Origin of the sequence: Flavobacterium geliluteum, assembly GCF_017948595.1 — a bacterium.
Taxonomy (GTDB): Bacteria; Bacteroidota; Bacteroidia; order Flavobacteriales; family Flavobacteriaceae; genus Flavobacterium; species Flavobacterium flavipigmentatum.
In genome coordinates, this window is sequence record NZ_JAGFBV010000003.1 from 17,976 (window position 1) to 36,363 (window position 18,388).

At 35.7% G+C, this 18,388-nt stretch carries 12 protein-coding genes; 9 read left to right on the plus strand and 3 right to left on the minus strand.

The genetic code is table 11. The features are described 5' to 3' along the window. The first annotated feature begins 7 nt into the window (after positions 1–7). Positions 8–955, plus strand: coding sequence for a bestrophin family protein (locus J3495_RS02670; RefSeq protein WP_210665025.1), 948 nt, complete (start codon positions 8–10; stop codon positions 953–955). 70 nt (positions 956–1,025) lie between these two features. Here J3495_RS02670 and J3495_RS02675 read toward each other — a convergent pair whose 3' ends face one another. Then, positions 1,026–2,444 (minus strand): aminotransferase-like domain-containing protein, encoded by a 1,419-nt coding sequence (locus J3495_RS02675; protein WP_210665026.1) that lies wholly within the window; start codon positions 2,442–2,444, stop codon positions 1,026–1,028. Between the two features lie 97 nt (positions 2,445–2,541). Here J3495_RS02675 and J3495_RS02680 point away from each other — a divergent pair, with 97 nt between their 5' ends. Continuing rightward, on the plus strand, positions 2,542–3,453 hold the full coding sequence (locus J3495_RS02680; RefSeq protein ID WP_210665027.1) for an EamA family transporter: 912 nt from the start codon (positions 2,542–2,544) through the stop codon (positions 3,451–3,453). Positions 3,454–3,575: 122 nt separating this feature from the next. Continuing rightward, positions 3,576–5,834 carry an acyl-CoA dehydrogenase family protein gene (locus J3495_RS02685; protein WP_210665028.1) on the plus strand — a complete coding sequence of 753 codons (2,259 nt, stop codon included), beginning with the start codon at positions 3,576–3,578 and terminating at the stop codon, positions 5,832–5,834. 63 nt (positions 5,835–5,897) lie between these two features. On the opposite strand, the gene J3495_RS02690 is transcribed toward J3495_RS02685, so the two are convergent. Then, positions 5,898–6,644, minus strand: a complete 747-nt coding sequence (locus tag J3495_RS02690; RefSeq protein WP_210665029.1) for an NUDIX hydrolase — start codon at positions 6,642–6,644, stop codon at positions 5,898–5,900. 264 nt (positions 6,645–6,908) lie between these two features. Here J3495_RS02690 and J3495_RS02695 point away from each other — a divergent pair, with 264 nt between their 5' ends. From J3495_RS02695 to J3495_RS02715, 5 genes are all read left to right on the plus strand, one after another. Next, entirely contained in the window at positions 6,909–9,353 is a 2,445-nt protein-coding gene (locus J3495_RS02695) for a glycoside hydrolase family 3 N-terminal domain-containing protein (protein ID WP_210665030.1), read from the plus strand. Positions 9,354–9,487: 134 nt separating this feature from the next. Beyond that, positions 9,488–11,134: a DUF6377 domain-containing protein gene (locus J3495_RS02700; protein WP_210665031.1), complete on the plus strand. Its 1,647-nt coding sequence runs from the start codon at positions 9,488–9,490 to the stop codon at positions 11,132–11,134. 200 nt (positions 11,135–11,334) lie between these two features. Next, positions 11,335–13,551, plus strand: coding sequence for a glycoside hydrolase family 3 C-terminal domain-containing protein (locus J3495_RS02705; protein WP_210665032.1), 2,217 nt, complete (start codon positions 11,335–11,337; stop codon positions 13,549–13,551). A gap of 82 nt (positions 13,552–13,633) precedes the next feature. Then, on the plus strand, positions 13,634–14,284 hold the full coding sequence (locus J3495_RS02710; protein ID WP_210665033.1) for a DUF1349 domain-containing protein: 651 nt from the start codon (positions 13,634–13,636) through the stop codon (positions 14,282–14,284). Between the two features lie 81 nt (positions 14,285–14,365). Next, positions 14,366–15,499: an acyltransferase family protein gene (locus J3495_RS02715; protein ID WP_210665034.1), complete on the plus strand. Its 1,134-nt coding sequence runs from the start codon at positions 14,366–14,368 to the stop codon at positions 15,497–15,499. Positions 15,500–15,554: 55 nt separating this feature from the next. On the opposite strand, the gene J3495_RS02720 is transcribed toward J3495_RS02715, so the two are convergent. Then, positions 15,555–16,499 carry an alpha/beta hydrolase gene (locus tag J3495_RS02720; protein WP_210665035.1) on the minus strand — a complete coding sequence of 315 codons (945 nt, stop codon included), beginning with the start codon at positions 16,497–16,499 and terminating at the stop codon, positions 15,555–15,557. 423 nt (positions 16,500–16,922) lie between these two features. Here J3495_RS02720 and J3495_RS02725 point away from each other — a divergent pair, with 423 nt between their 5' ends. Beyond that, complete coding sequence (locus tag J3495_RS02725) at positions 16,923–18,368, plus strand: MFS transporter (RefSeq protein WP_210665036.1); 1,446 nt, start codon at positions 16,923–16,925, stop codon at positions 18,366–18,368. The last annotated feature ends 20 nt before the right edge of the window (positions 18,369–18,388 follow it).

Below are 18,388 nucleotides of genomic sequence, written 5' to 3' on the forward strand. Positions count from 1 at the left end.
AAAAAATATGTTATTAAAAAAGCGAATTCCAATGAAGTATGTGCTTGGAAAAATTAAAGTTGAATTAGGACTTCTGCTTGCATACACGACACTGTTCGAAATATTTCATCATTATTTTATAAATGTTTCTGTAGATGTTCCGATTGCGATCCCTACAATGATTGGTACAATTATATCTCTTTTATTGGCTTTTAAGTCGAATCAGGCCTATGACAGATGGTGGGAAGCCAGAATCATCTGGGGATCTATTGTAAATGAGTCCCGAACTTTGATAAGACAGATGCTAACATTCTATAAAGATCCGGATTTTTCTGTTGAAGCAAATGAATTCAAGGAAAATTTTACCAAAAGACAAATTGCGTGGTGCTACAGTTTGGGTCAGGCTTTGAGAAATAAAGATGCCATAAAGCCTATTAAAAATCTGATAAGCGAAGAAGAATTACGTTTTGTAAAAAATCATCAAAACATTCCGAATGCCATATTATTACTGCACGCCAGAGATCTTAGAATTGCCAGAAAAGAGAAGCGATTCAACACGTATCAGCAAGTAGAAATTGACAATACACTGACAAGATTATGTGATGCCATGGGAAAATGCGAACGCATTAAAAACACTATTTTCCCAACTACGTATAGTATGTATATCCGAATGACATTGTGTTTGTTTGTACTCTTATTGCCTTTCGGACTGATTAGTTTGTTGAGCTGGTTTGCAATTCCGTTGATTACTATTATTGGAGGTACATTTTTCTTAATCGAAAAAATGGCCATTCATTTACAAGATCCTTTCGAAAACAGACCAACAGATACGCCGGTTACTGCTATTTCGAATACAATTGAAAAGAACTTAATGCAAATGCTTAACGAATATCAAAGCGAATTTGATATCATAAATGAATTTGATCTAAAGTCGCAACCTGCAAAAGTAAATAAAGATGAATACTATGTCTTATAATTAATTTTGGTTTCTTAATTGTTAGCCAGACAGCATTGCTTTATTGTTTTTGCTGTCTGGTTTTCTTTTTTTATGAATCGAGCAGTTTGCCTAAAGTTTGTATCGAATGCCTTAATTCATTCGTCCACGGAAGGCCAAAACTCAATCGCATGCAGTTTGAAAATTGATCCTGAAAAGAGAAAATTCGACCAGGCGCAATGCTGATATTATGTTTCATAGCCAAATGATAAAAGTCCCCAGTGTCTATTTTTTTGTCTAATTCTACCCAGAGGAAAAACCCGCCTTGTGGTTGACTCACTTTTGTACCTGCAGGAAACGATTCTAAAACAGTGTTGATATAATTATTACAGTTTTGATGCAGTATTTGACGTATTTTTCTAAGGTGATTTTCGTATCTGCCATTTTTCAAGAAATCGCCCACCACTTCATGCGTAATAGTGGGAGAGGAGAGCGTGTGATAAATTTTGTTACGCAATATTTCTTTTTTAAATTTTCCCGGAGATACCCAGCCCACACGATAACCCGGAGCAAGCGTTTTAGATACCGAACTGCAACAAAGCACAATACCACTTTCATCATAGGTTTTGCAGTTGGTTGGTCGGCTTGAGCCAAAGTACAAATCCCCGTGTATATCATCTTCTATGAGCGGAATATTATAAAATTCCATCAGTTTTACGACTTCTTTTTTATGTTCTGCTGGCATCATGCTTCCGGACGGATTGCTAAAATTACTCATAAGCAGACAAAGGCTTACTTTTTTGGTCGAAAGTGCTTTTTTTAATGCATCCAATTCTATGCCTGTTGTCATGTTGGTGGGTAGTTCCATAATGTACAATCCCAATGATTTGGCCAACTGCAAAATTCCGAAATAAGCTGGACTTTCGGTGATAATCGTATCTCCAGGTTGGGTTAACGTTCTTAAGCAGTGCGATATTGCGCTAGTACATCCAGGTGTCGTCACAATATCATCTTCAGTCAGAGATCCGCCCCATGTAAAAGACCATCTTGCAATTTCTCTTCTAAGGTTAAGGTTGCCTTGTACTTGCTCGTAACTGGTACCGCTATTGGGCAGCTGGCGCATTGCCTGAATCATTCCTTTATTTAATTTGGCAATCGGAAGCAGCTCATTAGACGGAAAACCCAACGAAAGCATCGTGATGTTGTCATCGGTCATATTGCCGTAAACTTGATCGATTAAATCTTCACGATCGATATTGGCAGATCTTAAAATAGGACTACTTGGCGAAGGCTCAGCAATAATTCTTGCAGAGGTATTACTCACATAATAGCCAGATTGTGGTCGTGATTCTATTAGCGATCGGCTTTCAATTTCGTAATAGGCTTTGCTTACCGTACTCATGCTGTAACCTGTTTCTGCACAGACTTCTCGTATCGATGGCAATTTGTCGCCTACGTTTAAAACGCCCGATTTTATTTGTTTTTCGATTCTGTCAGCAAATTGCAAATACAAATAATTTGAATTTTTCATAAAAAAACTGTTATGGTGCAATTTACAAAAACTGTATCTGTATTGCTGTTTTATTTTTAAGAAATTTGTCTCAGTAGAAATAATAAATTAGAATTTCGTGAAAACAACAAAATACTACGTAGCGGCAATTAGCGCCTACACCATTTGGGGATTTTTTAGTTTGGTTTTAAAGCCAATTCATGCGTATCCTTCTTTGGATATTTTATTCAATCGTGTTTTTAGCTGTAGTATTTTGATGTTGCTGATCGTTTTTGTTTTTAAAAGAAAAAGGTTAAAAGAAACGGTAGCAACATTTAAGGCATTGCCAAAATCTCAAAAAAGAAAAACCATTTTATTAAACATTGGTGGGAGCATTTTTCTCACTTCCAATTGGTTTACCTTTATTTATGTAATGAATCATGTGAGTGTAAAAGCGACTTCTTTGGCGTACCTCGTTTGCCCAATTTTGACGACTTTGCTGGCGTATTTTATTTTGCATGAAAAATTAAGCAAAACACAATGGATTTCTGTCGGGCTGAGTATTTCCGGCTGTTTACTATTGTCGTATGCCGATATAATGGATATGTTTTTTAGCATTATTATTGGGTTTACATATGCCTGTTATTTGGTGAGTCAACGCGCGAACAAAGGTTTTGACAAATTTATCGTGCTTACGTTTCATATTTCGCTGGCAGCGCTGTTTTTATTGCCTTTTTACCCAGCTTACAGCGGTCCTTTTCCAACAGAATTTAAATTTTATTTTTATATTGAAACCATAGCAGTGCTTTTTACTATTTTTCCGTTGTTTTTGAATTTATATGCGCTTTCTGGACTTAATTCCTCTACTGTCGGAATGTTATTAAATATTAATCCGATGATAGCTTTTGCTTTGGCTACCTTTGTTTATCACGAACCAATTAGTCTGATACAAGTGATCGCTTACGGAATTATTTTTGCAGCAGTTTTAGTTTTTAATTCGCATCATATTTTTGCAATGAAACAAAAATGGATTCCGATTTCTAAAAATTAATAAAATTACCACAACCTTAACAGGATATTTAAACAGGAATGATTATTTTTCATTTCTGTTTTTTTTTTGTTAAAAACAGTTGTACTATAATCTTGATTTTCCAAAACGATTTAAAATTTATTATGAAAAATACTAAGCTACAAGCCTTCACGCCTTTATTTTATTTATTATGGTCCGATGATCTTCTGACCCAAAAAGAGTTTACAACTTTAAAAGAATTTATCATTTCTAAGACTGGAATTTCACCAGAAGATCAAGAATACCTTTTTTCTAAAATTGATATTTCTAATCCGCCTTCGCGAAATGAACTCGCACAATGGAAAGCAGATATTGCAAAAACGATTCAGAATAAACCTTCAATAAAAAATATTTTTGAACTAGCTGGATCGCTCTCAGAAAAGGATTCAGATATTTATGTATCAGAAAGCGATTTTTTAAAATTAGAAAATGATTTAGGAATTTTAGGAGAAGAGGTAATTGAGAATTTTAAAAGTAAAGCCGACTCTTTTACAGCGAGTTCTCAAACCACGAATAATTTTGATATTCAAAAAATAACCAAAATTTTGGATGGAGAGCAAGCTGAAATTATAAAAAAAGTAAAAACAGTTATTTCAAGACCCGAATTTGCTTATGAAACGTCGACAGATATTGCTGTATATCGAGAAACCGTTTATGATTGGTGTAAAATTTTAGCCAAAGAAAATCTTGGAAACATGGCTTATCCGAAGCGCTACGGAGGAGGAGAAAACATTGCCGATTATTTTGCCATTATGGAAACCCTGAGTTACCATGACTTGAGTTTGGTTATCAAGTTTGGAGTGCAATTTGGGCTATGGGGAATGAGTGTTCAATCTCTCGGGACAGAGAAACATTATGCCAAATATTTATACGATATCGGTACTTTAAAACTCCCAGGCTGTTTTGCCATGACCGAAACGCATCATGGTTCTAATGTAAAAGGTTTGGAGACTACTGCAACTTACAATCATAACGATCAAACGTTTACGATTCATACCCCCCACGAAAAAGCGCAAAAAGAATACATTGGTAACGCAGCCGTTCATGGCCAAATGGCTACGGTTTTTGCAAAACTTATTGTTGACGGACACGATTATGGTGTAAATGCTTTTATAGTTCCTCTTCGTGATGCGGAAGGCAATACGCTAAGTGGAATTACCATTTGCGATTGTGGTCATAAAATGGGTCTAAATGGGGTTGATAACGGGACAATTTCTTTTGATAAAGTAATAATTCCGAAAGAAAATATGCTCGACAGATTTGCTTCTGTAAATGATAAAGGTGAATTTGAAAGTCCGATACCAAGCGATAACAGACGCTTTTTTACGATGTTGGGAACTTTGGTTGGTGGAAGAATCGGAATCCCGCGTTCGGCATTGGCTGCGGCTAAATCAGGTCTTACAATTGCCATTCGTTACAGCGATCAACGCAGACAATTTGGACCAGAAGGCGGTTCTGAAGTACCGATTTTAAATTACAGAATGCACCAATGCAGACTGCTTCCGTATCTTGCCAAAACGTATGCTGTTCATTTTGCTTTGCAATATCTTACGAAACGTTTTTTAAACAAAACCGAAGCAGAAATGCAGGAAATCGAAGCTTTGGCTGCGGGTATGAAATCCTATTCAACCTGGAGCACGAGAGATATTTTGCAGGAATGCCGCGAAGCAATTGGTGGAAAAGGCTATTTGTCTGAGAACAGAATTGACGCTCTAAAAAATGATACCGAAATTTATACTACTTTCGAAGGTGATAATACTGTTTTGATGCAATTGGTGGCCAAAAATCGTTTGTCGGAGTTTAGAAAATCGTTTGGAGAAATGGGTTCTTTAGGCATTATCAATTATGTGTATGAAAATGCCAAAACGGCTATTGCAGAGAAAAATCCAATTGCCACCCGCAGAACAGATGAGGAGCATTTACTGGATGATCAGTTTCATATTCAGGCATTTATTCATAGAGAAAAAACAATTTTGGCGTCGGCAGCAAGACGTATAAAGAAATTGGTAGACAGTGGTTTAGAACCTTATGATGCTTTCAATGTGGTGCAACATCAAATGATTGACGTAGCAGAAGCGTATTTAGAAAGAGTAGTTTTAGAACAATTTCAATTCGCTATACAAGCCATTGAAGATGTAAAAATCAAAGAAATTTTGACAAAACTAAATCAATTGTATGCATTGGCGCAGATCGAGAAAAACAAAGCATGGTATCTGGAAGATGGTTATATGGAAGCCGTAAAAACAAAAGCGATTCGTAAAATGGTCAATCAATTGTGTTGGGACATTCGACCGGATGCAGTTGCTTTGGTCAATGCTTTTGATATTCCCGAAAGCTGTTTAGCGGCTCCGATTGCGGTATAATTTTTTGAACCATATAAGTTATTTACTTCATTGAATAATAATAACTTATATGGTTTACTAAAGCTACCAACTTCCTTTTAATCCTTCTTTTAGAGCATTATTGTATTTTTCTAAATCAAAGCTGTACAAATCAGGAGCTTTATGCGCTCCGCCTTTGCGGGATTCGTCTAATTTGGTTAGAATATCATACCGTAATATTTTGCGGTAAAAATTTCCTCGGTTCAATTTTTCACCCAAAATGATCTCGTATAACTTTTGAAGTTCGGGCATTGTAAATTTCTCAGGAAGCAAGTTGTACCCAATCGGATGATGGTTTAATTGCTCGCGAAGTGTCAACAATGCTTTGTCAAAAATAGTGCGATGATCCATCATAAACGAAGGAAGATGATCGACAGAATGCCACTCGCAAGCCGTAGAATATTCGTCAATAATTAAATTTACTTTCGAAAAATCTGCCAGCGCATAATATCCAATCGAAACGAAACGCTGTTTGTTCCAAATACTGTCATCATAAGCTTCAAAAGCACTTTCGGAACGCTTTAGATTTCCAAAAGTATAAAATTGCTGCAGATAAACATTTTCGGTACCCGTTCTGTCTTTTAGGATCCGAATGGCTGCGTCATCTACATTTTCATCTTTTTGCACATAACCTCCTGGTAACGCCCAAGCCTCCTGATCTTTCATTTTGACAGTCAAAACCTGTAAGGAAGTTTCGTAAAAACCAAAAATAACACAATCAATAGAAAGTGTGGGAATGTATTTTTTCCACGACGCTTCAGATTGGGTTTCCAGTATTTTTTTGAGTTCCATTTTTTTTATTTGTGTTCAAATTTACTGTTTTTCTTTAAGATAGTTACTTCCGGATCTTTTTAATCTACGGATTAATATTGGTCTGAATCCCGTATTTGTTGGTAATAATAAAAAGATAGTGCTTAATAATTATGGTTAATGAAATTTTAAACTGTTTTATTTGTTGATATGAGAAAAAATAATTAATATTGCTTCATAATGAAGCAATGAATTTTTTAACCATTATACTTTACTATTTACAACCACATTTTAAATTTTTCAAGTATGAAAAAAACAATAATACAAACAGCGCGAGTATCACTTTTGACCGCAGTGGTGATTTCAAATTTGTCATGGAATAGTATTTCTGAGGAAGAAAATAATCCGCCACTTCTTACGATTAAAGGCTTTACTTTTAAAGATTTAAATAACAACGGAAAACTTGATATTTACGAGGATACAAGACTTTCTATTGAGGAACGTGCCGCAGATTTGGTCAATAAAATGACTGATGAGGAAAAAGCTAATTTTTTGATGGGAACCGGAATGCCCGGCTTTGATGGTTTAACGCCTGTTGTAGGCGCCATCGAGGGACGCGTGCCTGGTGCTGCGGGAGGTACTTACGAAATTAAACGTCTAGGAATCCCTGCTGTTATTGTAGCCGATGGCCCGGCGGGACTTCGTATCAAACCTATTCGTACAAACGATAAAAATACTTATTATTGTACCGCTTTTCCAGTTGGAACGGCTTTGGCTTCTACTTGGAATGAGGCCTTAATTGAAAGTGTTGGTAAAGCAATGGGGAGCGAAGTAAAAGAATACGGCGTTGATGTTTTGCTGGCACCCGCTTTAAATATTCACAGAAATCCTTTGTGCGGACGAAATTTTGAATATTATTCTGAAGATCCTTTGGTATCGGGAAAAATAGCTTCGGCAATGGTAAAAGGAATTCAGTCTAATAATGTGGGAACTTCTATCAAACATTTTGCAGCGAATAATCAGGAGACGAATCGACTTTCGATCAATGAACACATTAGCGAAAGAGCCATGCGCGAAATTTATTTAAAAGGTTTTGAAATTGCTGTAAAAGAATCAAATCCCTGGACCGTAATGTCTTCTTATAATTTGATAAATGGTACATACACTTCTGCCAGAAAAGATTTATTGACCGATATTCTCCGCAATGAGTGGGGTTTTAAAGGAATTGTAATGACGGATTGGTTTGGAGGTTACGCTGGTTTTAATTCGATTGTAGCTGGAACTAGTAATGTAACCCAGCAATTAGAAGCCGGAAACGATTTGCTAATGCCGGGACTTCCTGCTCAGAAAAAGGTTATTATCGAGGACATGAAAAGCGGCAAACTTGCTAAAGAAGTGGTTGATTTGAATGTAAAAAGAATTTTAGAATTGGTTTTGAAATCTCCGATTATGAGTAATTATAAATATTCGGATAAACCCAATTTAACAAAGCATGCCCAAATAACCAGACAAGCCGCCTCTGAAGGAATGGTTTTACTTAAAAATGAAAAAAACACATTGCCGTTTACTGACAAACAGAAAGAGGTTTCAGTATTTGGAGTTACTTCTTACGCCTGGATTACGGGCGGAACAGGAAGTGGAAGTGTGAATAATAAGCACACTGTTTCTCTTTTAGAAGGGTTAACTGCAGCAGGTTATAAATTAGATAAAGAATTGATTGATTTGTATAAACCCTACGCCGATAAAGAAGTTGCAGCTGAACAGGAAAGAAGGAAAGAAAAAGGAGTTATGGCTTTGCCTGAAAGACTTCCTGAATTGAAAATCAACGATGCTTTTATTGCTAAAAAAGCAGCAAATTCTGAAATTGCATTTGTGACTTTAGGAAGAAATTCAGGAGAATTCAATGACAGAGTTGTTGATAATGATTTTAATATCGCAAAAGAAGAAATCGAAATGCTGGATAGAATTTCAAAAGCATTTCACGAAAAAGGAAAAAAAGTAGTGGTTATTTTAAATATTGGCGGGGTAATAGAAACGGCATCTTGGAAAGATAAAGTTGATGCCATTTTATTAGCTTGGCAGCCAGGTCAGGAAGGCGGACATTCTGTTGCTGATGTAGTTTCAGGAAAAGTAAATCCATCGGGAAAATTAACGATGACTTTTCCAATGAAATATGAAGATACACCATCAGCAAAAAACTGGTTAGGAACACCTATTGATAACCCATCTTCTGTTACTTACGAAGAAGGCGTTTATGTAGGATACCGTTATTTTACTACTTTTAACATTAAGCCTTCGTACGAATTTGGTTTTGGAGATTCGTATACAACTTTTGCTTATTCGGATGTGAAATTAAGTAGCAGTACTTTTAAGGATAAGTTGACCGTTTCGGTTACCGTAAAAAACACAGGGAAAATAGCAGGTAAAGAAGTGGTACAATTGTATCTTTCGGCGCCATCTCAATCTATTGATAAACCAAAAGAAGAGTTGAAAGCCTTTGCTAAAACCAAAGAGCTGAAACCAGGAGAAAGTACGACTTTGCAATTGATGATTTCTCCAAAAGATCTGGCTTCTTTTTTAGAGAACAAAAATGCTTGGGTGGCCGAAGCAGGAACATATAAAGTGCTCGTTGGCGCTTCGTCATTGGATATTAAAAATACAACTGAATTTTTGGTTGAAAAAGAAATTACGGTCGAAAAGGTAAAAAAGGCATTTGAATTGGATGTTCCGTTTAATGAACTTAAACCGTAATTAATTCTAAATATTTTTGGTTAAATAGAAAAAAGACTGATTCGCCATCAGTCTTTTTTGTGCCTAAAATAATTCGGTTTGTGTGGCAGTTTGTTCTATATTTGTAAGTCATATTCTTTTTATCTCTAATTCTCTTGAAAAAGTTTTTGCTCCTTATTTTATTAATTTTTCTAGTTTGTCCTGTTCAAGCATCGGATAGTACCAAAACTATTCTGGCAAAATTAAATTACGCATTGGCCAACAAGCAAAAGTATGTTTTGCTTAAGGAAGAGCGTATTTTAAATTTCAAAAAATTAAAATCCGAGAATTTATCAAAGGAGCAGGAATACAATTACAACAAAGCGCTGTACGCAGAATATCAAAAATTCAATTCAGATTCGGCAATTTTATATGTAAAGAAAAACCTCAAAATTGCAGAAAAACTTCAAAATAAAGAGCTAAAAGATTGGGCACAATTGCAATTGGCCAATTTATATTCTTCGTCAGGAAAATACCGAGAATCCGAAGCTATTTTAAAAATCATTCATAAAAAAGACTTAGCAAAATCATTGCTTCCCAACTATTATGTGGTGTACAGGGAATTTTTTGAGCACTATAATGCCAATAGTATCAGCAAGCAATATATTGCCCAAATTGCCAAATATAGGGATTCTTTGTTGGCGGTTTTACCATCGTCATCACTCGATTATAAAATCAATTTAATTCAGAAGAATATTTCTCAGAAAAAATTGGAAACCGCTAAAAAGCAATTATTTGTTTTATTAAAAGACACAAAAGAAGAGGATTCTCAGTATGCGATGATTACGTATCTTTTTGGAAGTATTTATGAAAGTACACACGAATTAGAATTAAGAAAAAAATATTACGCACTTTCGGCCACAGCAGATATCAAAAATGCTATAAAAGACAACGCTTCTCTACAGGAATTGGCATTGGTTTTTTACGAAATTGGAGATGTCGATATGGCGTATAAACTCACTCAATCGGCAATTGAGGATGCTCTGTATTGTAATGTTCAGTTTCGAACTTTGCTCATGTCTGAGGTGTATTCTATTATCAATACAGCCTATTTAGAAAGAGAAGCAAAAAGAAAAACCGAATTGCAATTGTATCTTTTGTGCATTAGTTTGCTTTCGGTATTTTTGATCGTGGCCGTGATTTATGTTTACAAACAGATGAAAAAGGTTTCTAAAATTCGTGGAGAATTGTACGAAACCAGTCAAAAATTAGTCGAATTAAATAAAGATATTACAGAGACCAATAATCAACTGCAGGAAAGAAACGCTCAGTTGTCTGAGTCCAATCATATCAAAGAAGAATATATTGCACACTTTTTTCACCTTTGCTCAACGTACATCAATAAAATCGAGAATTACCGTATCATTTTAAACAAAAAAGCAACTGCTAAACAGTTTGATGAAATTCACAAAATGCTTAAATCGACTACTTTAATCGACAACGAGCTTGAAGAATTATACAAGCATTTCGACAGTATCTTTCTCAATTTATATCCCACTTTCGTGAAAGATTTCAACGCGCTGCTTATTCCTGAGGAACAGGTCGTTTTGAAACAAGGCGAACTCCTAAACACCGAATTGAGAATTTTTGCTTTGATACGATTAGGGATCAACGATAGCGTAAAAATTGCTGCTTTTCTTCGTTACTCTTTGAGCACGATTTATAATTACAGAACCCGAGCACGAAATAAAGCCGCTGTTTCGCGAAATGATTTTGAGGAAATGGTTGTCAAAATCGGCTTGATTTCGGTAAAAAATCAATAAAATTATTTTAAATTCACTACTTTTTTTACTATTTATTTTTATTTAATTAATTGTTTGTCAAGTGTTTGATTTTTTAAAATACTACTTTTTTGTCTTTAAAATTCAAATACCCACGATAACGTTTTAGTTTTACAATACTCTTAAAAGATGTTTTTTGACCAGAAACTCTTTGATTACAAAAAATACTAAAAAATACAGTTATGTTTAAAAATGTTAAAACAGTTGTTGTTTTACTGTTGTGGGGTGCAATTGGTGTAAATGCGCAAAATAAAGTTCCCCTTTATTTAGATGATAAAAAAACAATAAGCGATCGTGTAGAAGATGCGCTTTCGCGAATGACACTCGAGGAGAAAATCGCCATGATTCATGCGCAGTCAAAATTTAGTTCGCCTGGTGTACCACGTTTAGGCATTCCGGAAAACTGGATGACCGATGGGCCACACGGAATTCGTACCGAGGTTTTATGGGACGAATGGAAGCAGGCGGGCTGGACAAACGATTCCTGCATTGCTTTTCCTGCTCTTACGGCGCTTGCTGCAACCTGGAACAAAGAATTGTCTTCGTTATACGGAAAATCAATTGGAGAGGAAGCTCGTTTTCGTAACAAAAATGTATTATTAGGACCTGGTGTAAACATTTACAGAACGCCTTTAAATGGTCGTAATTTCGAATATATGGGCGAAGATCCTTTCTTAGCCTCAAAAATGGTAGTACCTTATATTAAAGGAGTACAATCAAACGGAGTGGCGGCTTGTGTAAAGCATTTTGCACTCAATAATCAGGAAACCAATCGTAACGCTGTAAACGTAATCGTAGAGGATCGTGCGCTGTACGAGATTTATTTGCCTGCTTTTAAAGCGGCTGTGCAAGAGGGTGATGCGTGGGCAATAATGGGTTCATACAATAAATACAAAGGACAACATTGCTGCCACAACGAGTTTTTATTGAATGATATACTTCGCGGAGAATGGGGTTTTAAAGGGGTTGTAATCTCAGATTGGGGCGGAGTTCATGATACAAAACAGGCAATCTATAACGGTTTGGATTTAGAATTTGGTTCTTGGACCAACGGACTTACATGGGGAACCAGCAATGCTTATGACAGCTACTATTTGGCAGCTCCGTACGCAAAAATGATCAAATCTGGAGAAGCAGGAACCAAAGAATTAGACGATAAAGTGCGCCGTGTTTTGCGTTTGTCATTCTTGACGAATATGGATAAAAACAGACCTTTTGGCTCTTTTGGAACACAAGAACATGCTCAGGCTGGTTTAAAAATCGCAGAAGAAGGAATCGTGCTTTTGCAGAACAAAAACAATATTTTGCCAATAAACCTTTCAAAAACAAAGAAAATTGCTGTTATTGGAGAAAATGCCATCAAAATGATGACTGTAGGTGGTGGGAGCTCTTCGCTTAAAGCGCGATATGAAATCACACCTTTGGAAGGTTTGAAGAAAAGAATTGGCAACCAGGCACAGATTGTGTACGCCCGTGGTTATGTAGGCGATCCTACAAGTGAGTATAACGGGGTGGTGGCAAAAGTTAGTCTGGAAGAAAAACGCTCTGCGGCTGAATTGTCTGCCGAAGCATTAAAAGTAGCAAAAGATGCCGATATCGTTCTTTTTATAGGAGGTTTGAATAAAAGTGAATATCAGGATGACGAAGGTTTTGATCGTAAAGAATTGGGACTTCCATACCATCAGGATCAATTAATATCAGAATTGGTTAAAGTAAATAAAAATGTTGTTTTTGTTAATATTTCCGGAAATGCTGTGGCAATGCCGTGGGTAAAAGAAGTTCCCGGAATCGTACAAGGTTGGTTTCTAGGGACAGAGGCTGGCAACGCGCTGGCAGCTGTTTTGGTTGGAGATGCAAATCCTTCTGGAAAATTAGTTTTTACTTTTCCAGTTACATTAGCAGACAATGGAGCACACGCTTTGGGAGAATTTCCGGGTGGCGATGAGGTCAACTACAAAGAAGGAATTTTTGTGGGATACCGTTATGCAGACAAACAAAAAGCAAAACCTCTGTTTTCTTTTGGACACGGATTAAGTTACACGACTTTTGAGTACGGAAAAGTAACGGCTGATAAAAAACAAATGAGTGCGGGAGATCAAATTACATTTTCTGTAAAAGTTAAAAACACAGGAGCCCGTGAAGGTTCAGAAGTGGTTCAGTTGTACATCAGTGATTTAAAATCGTCATTGCCTCGTCCGATAAAGGAATTAAAAGGGTTTGAGAAAATTTCGCTTAAAGCGGGAGAAGAAAAAACAGTGACTTTTACAGTTGATAAAACAGCTTTGAGTTTCTTTGATGATAAAAAACACGACTGGGTTGCCGAACCTGGCGATTTTGAAGCTATTATCGGAGCGTCTTCAACCGATTTAAAATCTAAAGTGAGTTTTTCACTTCAATAATTTCATTATTACATATTGGTTTGTTTTAAAGCTGCAACGGTTCAAAATTGTTGCAGCTTTATTGATCTAAAAATTAAATAACATGAAAAAAAATATAATAATTTGGATAGTGCTTTGTGTATTTCAAGGCCTTTCGGCGCAAAGCCTAAATAAAATGCAATGGTTTAATGAGCCCGAAAAATGGGAGATTAAGAACAATGCTTTGATTATGAATGTTACAGCCAACAGTGATTATTGGCGCATTTCTCATTACGGATTTACAGTTGATGACGCTCCATTTTATTATGCTAATTATGGAGGTGAGTTTGAAGCAAAGGTAAAATTGACAGGAGATTACAAAGCTCGTTTTGATCAAATGGGACTAATGATTCGTGTGGATGAAAAAAATTATATCAAAACTGGTGTAGAATTCGTTGATGGAAAATTCAATATCAGTACCGTTGTAACGCATGAAAAAAGCGATTGGAGTGTAACAACTTTAGAAAAAACACCACCATTTGTTTGGATAAAAGTAGTGAGAAGATTAGATGCTATCGAAATTTTCTTTTCGTATGATGATAAAAATTATACTCTAACCAGAAATGCGCCTTTGCAAGACAATTCGCCTGTCATGGTTGGTTTGATGGCTGCTTCGCCTGACGGAAAAGGCTTTGAAGCCAAATTCGAAAATTTTATTGTAAAACATTTGCCCGATCAAAGAAGAGCAGAATGGCTTAAAAATCATCAGGAATAGTAAGAAGAATTTTTAAATCAGTTTTCTATTTATTCTTATTTTAAAATAAAAAACTAACCTATAACCACCAAAAAATAATTTATGAGCGTATCTTCAGTAGTTATAAAACCAAAAAAACATTACGAAATTCTTGATGGTTTGAGAGGTGTTGCAGCCATTTTGGTAGTTGCTTTTCACGTTTTTGAAGCTTTTTCTGGAGGCAATCGTTTTAAGCAAATTATCAATCATGGCTACTTGGCGGTCGATTTCTTTTTCCTTTTGTCAGGTTTTGTAGTTGCGTATGCGTACGACGATCGCTGGGGGGAAATGACGCAGTGGGAGTTTTATAAAAGAAGGCTCATTCGGCTGCAACCCATGGTTATTATGGGATCTATAATTGGTGCTTTACTGTATTATTTGCAAGCTTCAGCTCTTTTATTTCCTATGATTGCAGATATGCCCGTTTGGAAATTAATACTTGTGATGGTAGTTGGTTTTACTTTAATTCCGCTAACACCATCTGCAGATATACGTGGTTGGGGAGAAATGCACCCCTTAAATGGTCCCGCCTGGTCGCTTTTTTTTGAATACATTGCTAATATTTTATACGCTTTATTTTTTCGTAAATTTTCGAATAAAGTACTCGCAGTATTTGTTTTACTGTTTGCAGGAATGCTAATCAATTATACTGTTTTTGGTGTAAAAGGAGATGTTATCGGGGGATGGTCTTTTAATACTGAGCAAATCAATGTTGGTTTTACTCGTTTATTATATCCATTTTTTGCAGGTATTTTACTCAATAGATTAGGGAAAATAGTGCATATAAGAGGAGCTTTCTGGCTGTGTAGTTTGTTGATTACTGCTATACTCGTTATTCCAAGAATAGGAGACGAAAATAGTCTTTGGATTAACGGATTATATGAATCATTTTGTATTATTTTAATGTTCCCACTCATCGTAGCCATTGGCGCAGGGGGTGAAATTAAAAATGCCTTTTCGGCCAAGATATGCAAATGGCTCGGCAATATTTCATATCCTCTTTATATCACCCATTATCCGCTTATTTATTGGTACACGGCTTGGGTTGTAGACAATAAAGTTTCACTAAAAGACGGAATTGGGATGGGAGCTGTACTCTTGATTAGCAGTATTATAATTGCCTATTTGTGTCTAAAATTTTATGATGAACCGGTTCGGAATTGGCTTGAGAAAAAGAATAGGAAACAGGTTATTTAATATATCGTGTATCTTTTTTTATTAAAGTAAATTAAAAAACAATCAATTTTTAGTATTAAAAAGAATGGTTTTTTAACCACTCTTCACAGGCTTTTGTCCAGAAAAGACTAGTATCTTTTACGCCCAAACCAAAGCCATGACCCCCTTTTTCATAAAGATGCAACTCGGCTGCGACACCGTTATTTTTTAAGCCCAGATAATAATGAATGCTATTTTCTGGCAGGACAGCATTATCATCAGTGGCATGAACTAAAAAAGCAGGAGGCGTTTGTGGGGTAATTTTTTTATCGTTAGAAAAAGAATCAATCAGGGTTTGAGAAGGTTTTTTACCAAGTAAATTAACCTGTGATCCTTTGTGCGTAATCGTGTTTTCCATTGAAATAACAGGGTAAATTAAAATAGAAAAGTCCGGTCGTGCACTCACCTTGTTGGTCGATTGATAAACGATATCATCATAATGTGTAGAAGCAGTAGCTGCAAGATGTCCTCCCGCTGAGAAACCCATAATACCTATTTTAGTAGAATCAACTCCGTATTTTAGGGCATTTTGTCTAACATAACGAATTGCTTCCTGGGCATCTTGCAAAGGTCCAATTGTTTTGTTTTTCATAATCAAATCACTTGGTAATCTGTATTTTAAAACAAAAGCAACAATCCCTAAATCATTGAGCCATTTTGCGACTTTGATGCCTTCTTTATCCATCGCTAAATGCGAATAACCTCCGCCGGGACAAATTATTACCGCGGTTTGATTGGGCTTTGTGCTTTTAGGAAAAAAAATACTGAGGGTTGGAATCGTTACTTTATTAATGCTTTGCACTAATTGATCCTTAATAATTTCTTTTTCCTGATAATCCGGAGCTTGAAGCTCATCAGGAATTGTTTTCCATAAATTTATAACTTGATCCTGAGCTTGTAATTGATTGGTAATCCCCATAAATAGTACAATTATTATAAGTACTTGTTTCCAATAATCTGGTGTTGAAGTTTTCAATTTCATAATATATTAAGTGGTAGTTCGTCTTATTGAGTTTCAAAAATAGCTTTTTAACCGACTTCTTTCTTGTATTACAGCCGTAAAAGTACCTTTTTGTTTTGTGTTTAAAAATTGTTTCCTGAAGAAGTTTAACAAATTCTTGATACCAAAATTATTCATTAAATGCTTCCATTTACAACTTTTTGGTAAATATTAAGTAGGATCGAAAAATGTAACATATCATTTAACAAATACATTGCTTAATGTGTAAATTTATATAAGTTTTTTTATGTGATATGTTTATTTTTGATAGTAAAATAATTTTATGTATAAATTATTTGGTATATAAAGATTTAAAACTATATTTGTGCAATCGATTACATTTTTTTTATTACAAGATAATTTATAATTATTTCGGCTTTTAGAAATTAAACAAATACCATTATTATGAGTCAAACCAATACACCTACTGGAAGATATCGCTGGAGTATCTGTGCGTTGTTGTTTTTTGCTACTACGATTAACTATTTAGACAGACAAGTTCTTTCTTTGACATGGAGTGATTTTATCGCACCGGAGTTTCATTGGACAAATAATGATTACGGAAATATTACAGCCTTGTTTTCTATTTTCTATGCAGTTTCTTTACTATTTGCAGGAAGATTTGTCGATTGGTTAGACACAAAAAAAGGTTTTCTATGGGCTATTGGAATATGGTCTTTTGGTGCGTGTCTGCATGCATTTTGCGGTATTGCAACCTCGGGAATCATCACAGGCAATTGGTTAGTAGGTTTTGAAGGAGCAAGAGAAGTCATTCACACGGTTAATGATACAGGAATGGTAATAAATGTGAGTGTTACCTTGTTTATTTTTGCACGTTTTGTTTTGGCAGTAGGTGAGGCAGGAAATTTTCCGGCGGCAATAAAAACGACAGCAGAATATTTCCCGAAAAAAGACAGAGCTTTTTCGACGAGTATTTTTAATGCAGGTGCAACTGTTGGGGCTTTAGCGGCACCAATTACCATTCCGTTTATTGCTGAATCTTTTGGTTGGGAAATGGCTTTTATTATTATTGGAGCTTTAGGTTTTGTCTGGATGGGATTTTGGTTTTTTATGTATGATAAACCAGAAAGACATCCAAAAGTAAGTGCATCAGAATTAGAGTATATCCAGCAAGATGATATCGCAGACAGTAAATTAGTGGGATATGTTCCTGAAACGACCATAAAGGTTTCTCTTATCGAATGTTTAAAATACAAACAAACATGGGCTTTTGCTTTTGGTAAATTTATGACAGACGGCGTATGGTGGTTTTTCTTGTTCTGGACACCGGCTTATTTGAGTTCTGTTTATGGAATGGATTCTACTGAAGCTGCTTTGCCTTTGTTCGTGCTTTATATGATTACATTACTTTCTATTATTGGAGGTTGGTTGCCTACTTATTTTGTAGAAAAAAAAGGAATGAACCCCTACGAAGGAAGAATGAGAGCGATGCTGATTTTTGCATTTTTCCCTTTATTGGCCTTGATCGCTCAGCCTTTAGGATACATTTCGTATTGGATTCCGGTAATTATTATTGGTATCGCGGGTGCTGCTCACCAATCGTGGTCGGCAAATATTTTTACGACAGTAGGAGATATGTTTCCTAAAAAAGCAATTGCAACCATTACCGGAATTGGCGGATTAGCCGGAGGTGTTGGTTCTACTATTATCAATAAAGGTTCGGGATTGTTATTTGATTACAGTAAAAATACCAATATGTCTTTTATGGGCTTTCAAGGAATTGAGGCAGGATATTTTATCATTTTTTCAATTTGTGCGGTTTGTTACTTAACGGGCTGGATCGTGATGAAAACTTTGGTACCAAAGTACAGTCCGATCACTAATTTATAAGATTTCCTTAATTTTTAATC